Origin of the sequence: Aidingimonas halophila (assembly GCF_900106955.1) — a bacterium.
Classification (GTDB): domain Bacteria; phylum Pseudomonadota; class Gammaproteobacteria; order Pseudomonadales; family Halomonadaceae; genus Aidingimonas; species Aidingimonas halophila.
The window spans coordinates 144,974-159,437 of sequence record NZ_FNNI01000006.1; the positions used below are offsets into that span (position 1 = coordinate 144,974).

Consider the following 14,464-nt stretch of genomic DNA (forward strand, 5'->3'; position numbering starts at 1 on the left):
TCAGCCCCACCATTGCCAGACATTGAGGCGCAGCCAGTCGACGAGTTCGCGGGTCCATATGCTGACCAGTCGGTCTTCCCCCAGTTCGATCTTGCCGACCCCTTCCATCCCGGGGCGTAGTCCGGCCGGCGCTTCCTCGAGTTCCGCTTCGACGATGAACCGGTTGCTGCCTTCCTGACTGCGGGTTTCCGGCGTAAGACGAGTCACCTCGAAGTCGAGCGGCGTATCGGTCATGGCGGATAGTATCAGCTCGCCCTGCTGCCCCGGAGAGATATCATCGATGCGCGCTTCATCCACCGCCAGTTCCAGGCGGTAGTCCCCCTCCGGCGCCACCCGGAACAACTCTTCGCCCCCTTCGACGGCACTGCCCAGGCGCTGGGTCAAATCACCGCTGACCACGACACCATCATAGGGAGCCCGTAGATTGGCACGATCCAGTCGTGACTGGACCAATTGCAACTCTGCCTCGGCCTGGTCACGCTGGGCATCGACGACATTGAGCGAGGCGCGCTCGCCTTCGGCACGCAGCTCCTGGGCCTCGCTGGACAGCTTGGCCAGCTCACTCTGCGATTCCAGTTGCTGCAGACGAAGGTCGCGGGTATCCATGGTGGCGAGAACATCTCCCTCTTCCACCCGATCACCGGCACGTACCCGGGCATCGTCGATATACCCCTGGAAGGGCGCAGCGATCACCCGCTGCACATCGCTTCTGAGCGTCGCATCGGCGGACTGATGATCGGTACCGGTGGCGAAGTACGCAAATGCCGCCACCGCCACCAGAACGATCGCGGTCAACTTGTAACCGAGATGCCCGGCCCCCAGCAGCCGGCCACTCTGCTCCCCCATCGCCGCTATCGCCTTGAGCGGCAGCGGGCGGTCATTACGGCGCTTCTCTTCCAGGGCGCGTGTACAGAGCGCCATGAGGCTCTGCAATGCCCCGATTTCCTCATCATCGAAGGGCTGCTCGCGCTCGATGGTCACCGCACCCCGTGGCCTGCCGTCATCCAGACACGGCACTGTCAGGGCGCATGGCACGTCGGTCATTTCGCAGAGCACGCCGTGACCGCGATTGACCGGCGCGCCCGCCTCCTGTTCGGCGCCTTCCTGGAGAGGCCAGACCACGGCCCGGCGCTGATCGAGGGCTTCATCCATGGCCGCTTCGGTCGCGCGGATGCGATTCATCTTGCGATTGAAGCGGGCACTGTGGGAGATCTGTCGCATCCGGGTACGACTACCCCGCCGCCATCCCAGACTGACACGTTCGGCATCCAACGCCGCCGCCAGCCGGGTAGTGAGTTGCATCGCTGCGGCATCGAAGCTGGACTGTTCGAGCACCGCAGCCAACAAGGTGAGATGGTCACCGAGTCGCGACTGCCGACGCCGCGTGATGGCATGGTGGCGAGCCAGGATGTCGCGCTCGAGGCCGGCAACGGCGTCCTCGAGGTGCTGCATCAAGGGAACCAGATCGTCCTCTCGGGGCGGCTCACCGGGCGTTCCCGGACGCGTGATGCGCAGTGCGACGGCACCGATCAATGCGGTTTCTGCATCGTCTGACAGGTCCCGCACAGGGTAGCCAATGGCCAGTCCGCCCTGGTCCAGGGCACTGACCAGACCGCTTTCCGCTTCGCGTACCTGGTCGGCGAGGTCGAGCAGCGCCACGCCATCGGCATTGGCCGGCCATAGCGCGACCGGCAACCAGCTCGGCGACTGGCGCCATAGCACGATGCCCTCGGCGACCTCGACACCGGGATATGACGCGGCCAGACGCTCGCCATGACGCGTCAGCCACGCCTGGGTATCGACGATGTCCGCCGAGGTGGCAGCAGCCTGAGTCTCGACGTCACCGGTCGTTGACGTCATTCATCCTCCTCATCACCACCCTGACTGAGCCGTTGCCAATCGCGTGCAGCACATGCGCGCCGCAGCGCCTCCAGCCGGGTTTGAGAGGTCGCCTGCGACTTGGCACCGGCCTTGGCAATGCCCCAACCAGTCGACGCCGTGAGTGCCGTGATGAATTCCTCGGGAATCGCCAGACCGCTCTCCTCGATCAGCACCTGAGCGGCGTCATCGCTCTCTGGCTCTTGCTCTTGCGCTTGTGCCTCCGGATTCTCGGCGGATGGTTGAGCAGCCTCCTGGTCGTTACCTTGCGTTGCCGTATTGGCATCCCCCGTGGCCGGCGGATTGTCTTGTATCTGACGTTCCGCCTCCGCGCCGCTGGTGACATTGGCAGCGACTTGCGAGGCGATGCTGCCCCGCAGCGAACTGCCTTCGCGCTGCTGCCACTCGGAGATCAACCGCTCCATACGTTCGATGGCGCTGTTGGCGGTCGTCGCATTGCCGCCATCGCCGCTGCGGGCATTCACGCCAGCGGTATTTCCCCCTCCCAGCAGCAGCCAGGTACCGCCGTCACTGTCGCTCTCGCCGTCTTCGCCTTCACTCTCCCCGTCATTGCTGTAGAGGTCCTGTTGCGAGGAGCGCAGCAGGTCCAGGCGGCCTTGCGCCAACGTGACCAGCGAAATGACCTGTTCACTCTCGTCCGGCTCGGAAAGCGCGATGCGGAATCGACCGTAGTCGCCGACTACCGAGTCATCGTCGAAGCTCGCCGAGAAACCGTCACCACCGGCGCCGCCGATGGCGATATCGCCATCCGGCCCGGTATAGATGGCATCGTCACCGCCCTCGAACAGGCTGATCGCTTCCACCGTGAGCAGAGACGGCTCGCGTGTCACGCGGCCGAAGTCGCCAAACAGGATATCCTCGCCGGCGTTGCCTTCCAGCCGATCGCCGCCGACACCGCCAAACAGGATGTCGCGATCGCTGCCACCGATCAAGCGGTCGGATTCGCCATAGGCCGGATTACCGGTTTCGGCCATGACGTAGCGGCCCTCGGCATTGCTTTCGATGCGGCCGTCATCGCCGATAGCGATGGACTCGCCCCCAGCGTTACGGGTCTCGTCGCTGCCCATGCCGGCGATCACCTGGTCGTCACCGGCGTCGGTGACGATGACATCGCCGGCCCCGGTGGCGGCCGAGGTATCCAGACTCTCGACCAGCGCACGTACGCCGTCGACCGATTCGATACGACCGTTATCACCGAGCACGGTATTGTCGCCTCCGGTGAGGGTGATCGCATCGCTGCCATGCCCGCCAATCACCCAATCGTCGCCACGGCCTCCGTCGATGGTGTCGTCGTCGCCGGTAGCGAAGGTGTGCGATGCGAGACTGGCGACCCGGCCCTGCGCATCGAGGATCGCGTCGGCATGATCCCCGGCGATCAGATCACGGCCAGCGCCGCTGGTGATACGGTCCGCGCCTTCACCGCCGAATACCACGTTGTCGCCGTCGCCGGCATGGAGTGCGTCGTCGCCGCCGGTAGTGATGGACAGCGTGGCGAGGTCACGGAGTATGCCGTCGGTGTAGCGCAGTTCGGCATAGTCACCCACCAGCACATCATTGCCGCTGTTCTCATCGCCTTCGTCCATGCCGCCATAGAGGCGATCACCGGCACCGCCGCCGAGCAGAATATCGTCACCCTGCCCGCCGGCCAACGTGTCATCGGCATCATCCCCCTCGTTACGCACGCTGATGCGGTCCAGGTCATCGACATCGTTGACGTTGGCGAAGATCACATCGCCCTGATCGCCGAGCAGCACGTCGTCCCCCAGACCGCCTTCCAGCGTATCCGAGGCCGAGCCGCCGATCAGGATGTTGCGACCATCCGCCACCGACAGGTGGTTCTCACCGAGCGATGCCGGGTCAGTGGAGTGCACGGCGATGACCCGCTGGGGATTCATCAGGCGTTGACCGTCGACGCCGTCGCGCGAGGCCAGCTCGATCTCGCCGTGATCGCCGAGCAGGATATCGTTGCCGCTGCCGCCGATCAGCCGGTCGTCGCCGGTTTCCAGCCGATCGCCGGTGGATTCGTCGGCATCCCCGGTGGCGTCATGCAACGTAAGAAGGCGTTCCGTCTCGTCGATGCGGGTGTCCATGGCGATATCGAGGCTGCCGTCACCATAGAGGTGATTGTTGCCGCCGGCGCCGGCATCGAGCCGATCATCGCCGCCACCGCCGAACAACTGGTCGTCGCCGGCCCCGCCGATGAGCTCATCATCACCCTGACCACCGACCAGCGTGACCCCACCGATGGCGTCACTGGCATCCAGCAGATTATCGCCATGTTCGGTGAACCGTTGCGCGTCATCGGTCAAGCTGCCGCCATCGGCACGATAGGGACCGCCGTTGCGGGCGGTATCGCCGAATATCGCCAATGGCATTTGGCTTTCGTAGCCTCCCGTCACTGTGATGGTATCGCCGCCGCGCTCACCATCCTCGATGCGATTGCCGCCACCGTGAATGGCGGTCAACGGCATCTCGCGAATGATGCCGACCTCGCCGTCGCTCAGTGCGAGGTCGTCCAGCGTCATCGACAGCAGCAGACCCGTGCCCTCCTGGGTGAAGTCCTGAATGACGTGGCGCTCACCGTCGATGAGAATCGCATCACCGCGGCGGAAGCCGTCGTCGTACCAGGTGTCACCATCCTGACGTTCGAGAATGCTGCTCTCGCCGTCTTCGCTGGCCTCGAGCGCGATATCGCCGTTGAACGCGACCGGATCGGCATCGACGTCAACATCGTCGTTGCCGCTGCCCAGGCGCAGTTCGACGGTCTCGAAACCGTGATATTCGACGCTCCGCCGGGTCTCGACCTTTTCGCCCTCGCCATCGTCCTGCTCGAGCGTGCCCTCGCCCATGCCCAGGCCGGTGATGCGCTCGGCGGTCAACTCGCCTTGCAGGTCGGCGACACTGGCATCGGCGGCGAGAATGACTTCGTCGGTGTCGGTCATCTCGACATCGCCGGAGACCACGCCGGCACGATCGTCGCTCGGTTCACCCGGATCTTCGTAGGGCAGCATGATGGCATCTTCCAGCGAGCGGTCGGTATCGCTGGTGCCGCCTTCCAGCATCAGCGGCCCCTGGATGCGATCCAGCACATGGGGCTGTGGCGAGAAGACCTTGTCGTTCTCGCTGCCTTCGGCGGCGACGTAATCCGGGTCGAAGGCCACCTCGACGCTGACCTCGTCGGCCCAGTTGTCTTGCGTGAAGGTGACCGACGGCACGGCGACCTCGGTCAGTGTCAGCGTGTCATCATCGAATGCCTCGTGGTCGGACGTCAGGTGCAGTTCGCTGCCTTCATCGGAGAGATGATTGACCTTGACCCGGCCATCGACGCCATCCAGCGACAGCTGCATGCCGACCCGCACGCCCAGATCGTTCCAGTTCCGATCACCTTCCAGCATCAACCGGGCGCCCGCTTCCTCGGGATCGAGCACGCTGACATCCCAGTTGCCGGCGGCCACGCTGCGCAAGTCGATGCGGTCGGCATCGAGGTCGAAGTCGCTGAAGCCGTCGCTATTGAGATCGATCGTGACATCGTCGTCCGGCGCCTGGGTCAGGCGCAGGGTGTACTCGTCGGTGCCACCATCGGCGCCGACCTGGGTGCGATCGCCGGTCTCCTGTACCACCACACCGGCACTGTCGTTGTCATAGGCGCTGACGCGCACAGTGCCCGGTTCGCTGTCGGCATAGACCGAGTCGCTCTGATCCGAACTGATATCGAACTCGATGCGATCGTCCAGGCGGTTTTCCGGGTCATCGTCGTTGACGGCGTTGACCTCGACGGTCTGCAGCTCGTCCCAGTTATCGGCATCGAAGCTCAGCGTCTCCCGGCTGACCTCGAACTGCTCGTCGTCGTAGTCCAGCGACACCTCCACCGTTTCATCGTCTTCCGGGGAGGTGGTCAGCTTGAACTCGAAGCTGTCGGTCTGTTCGGTCTCGCTATCGCCCTCGATCACCGTGAGGTTGTCACCATCCTGATCGATGAAGAGATCCCCCTGATCGCGGTCGTAGACGGTGATCATGGCGTTGGCGATGGCCTGGTTCTCGACCTTTGCCAGTTCCTCTGGGGTATCTTCGCCATCAGGCATGGTGACGTTGGCCATGTGGCTGATGGTGACATCGCGGGTGCCTTCGACCACACCGTCCTCCGGCGCCTCGACGAAGATCTCCTGCTCACTGGTCCAGCCATCGGCCTCGTCAAAGGTGAAGTCGACCGTCTGGGCGCGGCGGTAGTCGCCGTCCTCGCGGGTGACGATATCGACCGTCTCAGGCTCATCGCCACCCTTGGCCCGGCTGCGATCCTGGCTCGACGAGAGCGCCGCCGAGACGGTCAGGCTCACCATGGCGCCATCGGCGATATCCATGTCGTCGGACAGCGCCAGATCGACCAGGTAGCTGCCGACATCGCCGCCTTCCAGAAGGTCGGTACCGCCGCCCTGATCAATCGATACCGAACCGCTCGAGCCGTCGGCCACCGTGACCGGCGTGCCATCAGCCAGCAGGTCGTCGTAGTCCTCGTCGTCACTGTCGATACCGTGTGTGATCAGGCTGCTGCGCCCTTCGGCATCGGCGGCGACGACCCGGCCGGTGACATCGCCACCGAGGCGGAAGCTGTCGCTACCCAGCCCGCCGACCAGTTCCGTGGTCACGTCGAAGGCCGTGGAGAGCACATAGAAGGTGTCGTCGCCTTCCAGGGCGTCGACGTTGACTTCCTGAACGCCGTCGTAGCCGATGTTGAGACCGGCACCGAAGACGCCATCCTCGGTCACGACGAAGTTGTCGTCAGCCTCGGTGCCCAATACGGTCAGGGTGTTGTAGCCGCTGCCGCCATCGATATCCACCGGGGCGTTGATGTTGTATTCGATGTGGTCGTCATCACCGCCGCCACGGACTTCGATATCGTCCTCGATAAGGAAGGCGCGTACCACGAAGTCGTCATTGCCGGCCTCGCCCTCCATGCGCAACAGGCCCTTGTTGCTGTAGACCGTGAACTCGTCATGTCCGTCGCCGCCGTAGATGACCATCGACTCGCGGTTACCCGGGCTGAGGAAGCCCTGGGTGGTTTCGGTGGTCGCGATCTCGTCGCCTTCGCGAACGCCGGAGTTCTCGTACTCGCCGTCGACGAGTTCATCCGGGTCGCTGGGGTCCTCGGCGAAGACCTGGCCGATCTGGAAGCGATCGTTGCCGGCGCCGCCGTCGAGGGTCATCAGCGTCGAGGTGTCATCAACGATGAAGGCGTCGTCCCCGGCGTAGCCGTTGATACGTACCCGGCCGTTGAGGCTATCGTCGTAGTCGATACGCTCGACATTCTCCCCTTCGACACCGGCTTCGGCATTGCCGCCCATGCGCGCGATGAAGTTGCGGCGAATCAGGAACAAATCGTCGAGGTCGTCCCCGCCATCGCCATCGTAGCCACGACCTTCGATGGTCAGTTCATCGACGCCGTCGTTGACGTCACCGCTGTCAGTCACGGTGATGCGATAATCGCCGTTGTCGCCCGTGCCGTCCTGATCCCGAGTGACGATGCGTACCCGATCCGTGTCGGCCCCGCCATCGAGCGTGAGTCGCTCGTCGCGGTCGTTGAGCTCGGCGACACCCAGACGATCCTCGCCGGCATTGCCGTCGACGGTCATCTCGCCGAGCAGTCGATCATCGCCGGTGGGTGTGAAGACCAGCGTGTCGTCGCCCGCGTTGCCCTCGACCGCGATCATGTCGGCATCGAGGGTACCTGTCGCCAGAAGGACGTCATCGCCGCTGCCCAGGCTGATATCGATGGCTGCCTCGGCATCGAATTCGCCGCCGATATCCAGCTCATCCGCACCGCTGCCCATGCTGACATTAATGGCCGCCTCAGTATCGAATTCGCCACGGATATCCAGCTCATCCGCACCGCTGCCCATCTGCCACGTGATATCGTCCGCTGCCAGCGAGCCGCTGATCTCGACGTCATCCCGGCCATCGCCCAGTTCGCCGGTGATCGCGCGAGTGGCGGACAACGTGCCCTGGACGGCCAGCGTATCCTCGCCCTGGCCGGTCACCAGCGCGATGTCACCTTCCTCGGCAACGTAGCTGCCACCCAACATCAGGCGATTATCGCCGTCACCGGCATCGAAGAGAATATTGTCAGCGACGATTTGCGTGCCATCGCGCACCTCGACATCGTGGCGCTTGTCGCTCATCGTGACCTCGATATCGTCGCCCGCCGTCAGCGTGCCGCGCAGCGTGCTCTCGGCAATGGCATCATCCAGGTTCGACTCGTCGCCCACCGAGGAGTCGAGCTCGATTTCCATGATGAGGTCATTGCCCGCGTTCAAATCGATATCGTGATGGTCGATGATGACGCCATCGGCGGCCTGGATGACCAAGTCCCGACCGGCGGTGACATTGCCGTCGTCGGTGAAGGTGACGGTATCGCCATTGTCGTCGGGAACATCGGGGTTCTCGTTGGCCGTGAGAATGATGTCGCCGTTATCGGACACCACGCCTTCTTCACTGTCATCCGGACTGTCACTGGTAATTTCGCTATCGACGATCAGCGGGCTATTGGTGGTCAACTCGATCTCGCCACCGGCGGTGAGACCGCTCTCACTGACGCTCATCTCGCCGGTGTTGTCGAGGTAGACATTGCCCAGCGCGGAGCGCCCCTGAAGCTGCCCGATCTCGGAGGTGATGACATTGTCGCTCTCGCCGATGTCGTCCTGGGCGATCAGGTGGACGTCGGACGTCAGCAGATTGCGCTGTTTCTCATCGTTGAGCGCATTGCGTATGCCCCCGGACACGACCGTGACGAATGCCAGGGCACTGGCATTCTCTGACTCGTCGAAACCGGCACGGATCTGACCCAGGTCCAGCATGTCACTGAGCTCGGTGAGGTAGACCGAGTCGAAGGCATCGACGTCGAGCCGGCCACTGGTGTCGATTTCCAGGTCATTGTCCACCTGGCCGAGGCCGGCGGTATCCGCCAGGAGCGTCAGATCCTCGGCGAGGATATTGGCGTCCAGTGCGGAGGGATCCTCCTTGGCATCGAGTATCGAGTAAAGCGAACGCAACTGGACGTCGTGGCCTTCGGCGTCGATTCGGTCGACGGTGAGATCGCCATTGATGGCATCGAGATGGGTCTCGCCTTCCGCCGTGGTCGTCACGGTGCCGCCCGTGGTTTCCACCTCGATGGCATCCCCGCCGTCGACATCCTCGCCGATCTCGCCGATCCGCCCAGCGGCATCCAGCACGATGTTGGTGGCCTGAATCTTGAGGAAGTCGTGGGAGAGGCCATCGACGATATCGCCGTCGGCAGCCAGATCGACATCACCGCGTTCCGAATAGAGCGAGGCGATATTGGCGTCGCCCGTAGTGGAGAGCCACACATCCTCACGCGCCCGTGCCGTGATGGTGGCGTCATCCTGCAGATCCAGCCCCAGGCGGGCGGACTCGCTGCCGATCCCACCCTCGGCGGCTTCGAGAATGGTATTGCCCCCCTTCACCAGGGCGCCATCCACGGTCGACAGACCACCTCGCACCTTGATGCGGATATCGTCACCGGCTTCCAGTCGCGCCAGGCGCAGACTGTTTTCCGAGCCGAGGTAGAGCGAACCGTCAGCCGTTACGTCGACCTCAGCATCGCTCTGTCCCTGTTCGACATCGACATCCTCGCGCTCGTCGATGACGATATGGCTGATGCTCTTGCCTTCGTTGTCTTCATCGCTGGGATCGAGCATGACCTTGCCGACACTGATGTCGCGACCGTTTTCGGCGATCACTTCTTCGGCGGTGGTGGTCAGCTCCAGAGCGTCGCCGTTCTGTCCCTCATAGGTGTAGTAGATCCCATTCGTCGTGAAATTGAGCGTATCGCCATTGACGTAGAGCGAATCGCCTTCCTCGAGATCGACGTCGCTCCAGTCGTCACTGCCTCCGGTGCGCACGAGTGAGAGTGAGTAGGCGCCATCATCGGCTTCTTCGATATCGGTGAAGGACGCTTCGAGGTCCAGCAGACCGCCTTCGATGTGGGTCACATCATTGCGTTCGGCGGCGGAAAGCTTGACGCGATCGTCATCGCTCAGGCCATCGAGACCGCCAGTCAGGTCGACCTCGGTATATTCGCCTTCGGAACCGACGTCGCCTCCCCGGGCATTGATGGTGATGTCCCCTTCGGCATCGATGTTGGGATCCTCGATCTCCACCTGCGTACTGGTGGTCTCCTTGAAGAGCCCTTCGCCCACCAGACTCAGCAACTCATCTTCGGTCCATACCTTGAACTGATCACGCAGCTCATCTTCCTGCTCGGCACTAACCAGTGGATCGATATCGCCACCGTCGATACGTGCTTCAAGGTCATCAGCGTAATAGTCGGTGATGTCGCTATACTCGTCATGGAGAGCGTCGTAGCGCTCCTCACGGTCGACATTGATCGTTTCGATGGCATCGTCGACCTCGGATTCGAGCTCGTCACTGCCCTCTTCGTAGCCTCGGTTGTCGATGAATTGCTGTGATAGCGAGTCGCGATAGGCCGCTTCTTCATCATCTGACAGCGACAGGTCGACATCCGGGTCGTACTCGGCGACACGCCGGTAGGTCAAGGACTCGCCGGCATAGGCTTCCAGGCCATCACGATCGATGACGAAACCGGGGTCACGGTCGCCGTCATCGGCATCGACATCGAGCAGACGCTGCATCTCGTCACGGAACTGCCGGGCAGCGGCGCGTTCCTGTTCGGATTCGGCCTCATCGACTGCTTCATCAAGGGCGTCGAGACTGACGTCATCGCCTTTGGACAACTCGCTGCGATCGTCGAGGGTGAAGTAATCCCCATCGCCGTCGCCGTAATAGAAGCGATGTTCGGCATCGTCATCATCGCTGGGCGCCAACGATTTGACCCCGCCATCGACGATGTCGCCGTCATCATTTTCACTGATGTCCACCAGTACGTAACGACCATCGACCTCACGAAGGCCGTAGTCGGTGTCACTGGCGATATCGCCGATCTCTTCTTCGGCACTGTCCTGACGCAGCTCCCAGTAGCGATCGTACTCACCGAGCTTGCGATCCTCGAGATTCTGCACGGCGTCGTCGACACGGCCCTCGTCGGTCAGCCGCATTTCCGCCCAGACACCGTCCTTGAGCTCATCATAGGTGCGGTCGTCGGTCACGGCCGTATCATTGGCATCGATCAGGCTGGCATCGATGGTGATATCGACGCTTCCGGTTTCACTGAGGATCTCATCGACACGCAGATCACCATCGATCTCTTCGATGACCACATCCCCCTGAGCATCGACGGTGAGCGTTTCCACTGCACGCAGGCTCTCGCGTACATCTTCGGCATCACCGGCACGATAACTGGTGTCGACATTCAGTGTCGTTTCGGGCTCACCCTCCGCATCCAGCGTGCCAATATTGCCCTGGTCGGCGGTCAGCCACATTTCCCGACCGCGGACGCGATTGTCGTCATCCGTGGCCGTAATATCCCCTTCCTGGGCCCGGATGCTGACATCGCCCCGCGAGGCGGTGACATTCCCGACCGCCAGGCCGCCCTGGGTGGCTTCAACGACGACATCGCCCTCGTCGCTGTCGGCATTGAACGCGCCACCTTCGGTGTTGATGAAGACCGGCGAGAAGCTCGGGCCTTCATCTTCATCGCCACGGCTGAGGACTTCGCCGATTCCGCTACCGGCACTGAGGTCAACGCTGTCGCCGGCAACGATACCGTCATCGTTGTCGGCGGCCATACGGATGTCGCCATCCGCCTGCACCGAGGTATTGCCGGTATCGTTCTGCAGATCGCCCGACATCACGACATCGCCGCCGGACTGGACGTTGATGCGACCGGCATCACGACCGAAGAAATCGATATCGACTTCGCGATCCGCCGCCATATCGTGGGTATGCAGCGTCCGGCTCACCTCCGTGCGGAAGAAATCCTGGTAATAGGTTTTCTCGCCGTACCATGTCGAGCTCTCGACACCGCTATCGCCCTCATACCACCATTCATCGCCGCCTTCATCGTCGGAACTGGGCAACTCGACGGCTCCCGAGGCATTGCCATCTTCGGGGTTCTTGCCGAGTTCGATGTCTTCTTCGCCATCCGTCGAGTCATTATCCTCTTCGCTACTGTACTCGTAGCGATCCTGGTCGCTGTCACCCTGATAGATGTAACCGATCTCTTCCGAGTCCGCCGGCAGCAGCTCGTTACTCAGGTTCTGGGTGCTGGAGTCGTAATCGGCATCGGGATCGGGAGAAAAGGCGTCGATACCCGCCCACTCCGAGTCGTAATACGTGCGTATGTGCCGGTCTTCGGTGACCTCCGCCAGTTCGAAGGCATAGCGCATCCCCTCTTCCGGCGAGAAGGCGAGGTCGTCATCGGCCAGCAGGTCCGCCTGACGGAGATCGCCGTCTTGCTCGACCAGGTTGCCATTCTCGTACCGTTCCTTGGTGAAAGAATCGCCACCCGGGTTGCGGGTGATGTTCAGCTCCTGCCCCTCATCGATGATCGACAAGGTACCGGCACCAGTATTGCTGACATCGAGATCGGCGAGGTCGAGGTCATAATCGGTCTGGTTGTCGATATCGACCTCGCCGTAACCGCCCATGACATCGATCCGACCGCGACCCGTGTTGATCACACGGCCGTCGAGCGTGACATCGCCGCCTGTGACGACGATATCCTCGACCTCGATCCGGTTGGTATCGGCGTTATAGTAGACGTTGGCATCTTCGGTGGAGGCGTGTTCGAGCAGCACACTGCCGTTGTCATCGTAGCTCTGGATCTGATCGACATCCTCGTCGCCGATCGTGAGCTCGTAGCTATCGACACCGCTTTCGATCAAGCCGTTGACGTTGATGACCTCGGCACTGATGTCGATGGTATTGGCCTTGAGGTAGGGGTCGCCGTCATCCGTGTATTCGTTCAGATCATCGAACAGACCGTCTTCATCAGCTGCTTCAGTGCCTTCTCCAGAAAACAGATCACCACTATTGTTGAGCACGTCGTCTTCGGGACCGCCGCCGACGAAATAGCGACTAATGTCGTTGACGATCACGCTGTCCTGGGCCGTGATGGTCTGAGCGGCGACCGTCAGTCCGGCGCCCTCCTCGACGACGAAGTCCTTGCCACTCACCGCCGTGAAATCGGCCCTCGGCCCGTAGACGTTGCCCTTGATGCTGATGCTGGTCGCCACCGTATCCCGATTGGATTCGAGATAGAGCTCATAGTCATCCCCGACATCGAGAAGTTCTCGGACTTCCCCCGCCTGCTCATCGCCGAGAGGGGTGTCGAAGGTATTGGCGATCATGATCTGCGGCGATGCGGCACTCTCGGGATCGACCAGGTCATCGAACCGAGGAGCATCAGCGGCCGGGGCAATATCCTCGACGGCGGCGTTGTCGGTCGCCAGCGTACCGTTGACGTACAGGCCGCCATTACTGTTGGGGACATTGATGTCGTTGACGATCAGTTCGGCGGGCACCTTGTTGATGACGGATACCTCGACATCGGACGGCGCATGCATTCGCCCGTCACCGCCCAATTGATCGCCCCGCACATCAATGCGCCCGGCAATGGCGTCGATGTCCTCCAGATCAATCTGCAACACATCGACATCCGTGGCAACCACGGTGCCATCGTCGGCTTCCTCGGCGAGTCCTTCGTCGAGCAGCGTCTCCTTGATGCGCTCGACCTCGCTCTCGTAATAGGAAACCAGGTCATCGGAGGCGACGCCCTTGTACTTGTCCAGCTTATCCTCGGCATCACTCAGTTCGGAGAACAGGCCCGAATTGGCACTGCCGGTCGACAGGTCGAAGTCGATATCGTCCAGGCCGTCTTCCGCCACGATCAGGTCTTCAAGCGGCTCATCGCCTTCCAGGTCCTCCAGATCGACACCATCGGCCAGCGTCGTCACCAGTGACTGGTTGCGGTTGATACCGGTTTCCAGATCGCCCGCCACGTTGACCGTACCCAATGCCTCGGAATCGGCACTGCCACCGGTGTTTTCCAGCCCCCCGCTACCGCCGAGGGCGCTATCGATGGCACCGGCCGCGGCACTGGCCCAGTTCACCGCCTTGGCACGCGCCTCCATGGGGGTCTGATCGAAGTCATCGGCATGCAGGTTGATATCGGCCCCACCCCGCATCATGGCCCCTTCACCCACATCGATGCGGTTGTGTCGATTCATATTGATGGTCGAATCGACGTCATCGATGGGAATGGCGCTGCCGGCAAAGGTGTCGATGGTAGCCGCCAGCCGATATTCATCCCGTTCGAAGTGGCTGTTGCGACCGGCCAGCAACCAGATATCGCCATGCCCGGTAATGTCGGCACCGGCCACATCGACACTGTTTTCCGGCGCGATATCGATATTGGCCCGGGCAACGCCGACGGTGACGGCCCCGTAGGTATCCATGTACATGACGGCATTGAGATTGGCCTCGGTATTACCGGCCAACCGGGTGTCACCGGCGACGTCGAGCTCGGCACCATCGCCCACCGAGACATTGGCCACCAGATCCGTGGCATCGATGTCGGTAGTAATGCCACCACCGGCACCCAGCCCCCCGGAGACGAGATCGGTCTGATCCCGCA

2 protein-coding genes (1 of these 2 only partly in view) are annotated in these 14,464 nt (G+C 62.3%); both read right to left on the minus strand.

What is annotated here, in order from left to right; genetic code table 11:
- Complete coding sequence (locus tag BLW01_RS12615; RefSeq protein ID WP_092570258.1) at window positions 1-1,860, minus strand: GAF domain-containing protein; 1,860 nt, start codon at window positions 1,858-1,860, stop codon at window positions 1-3.
- Window positions 1,857-14,464, minus strand: partial view of a calcium-binding protein gene (locus BLW01_RS12620; RefSeq protein WP_092570260.1) — the 3' end only. The gene runs 13,477 nt beyond the window's last position; only the last 12,608 of its 26,085 coding nucleotides appear in the window; its start codon lies off the right edge, out of view; it ends in the stop codon at window positions 1,857-1,859. The genes BLW01_RS12615 and BLW01_RS12620 overlap by 4 nt, the downstream gene beginning before the upstream one ends.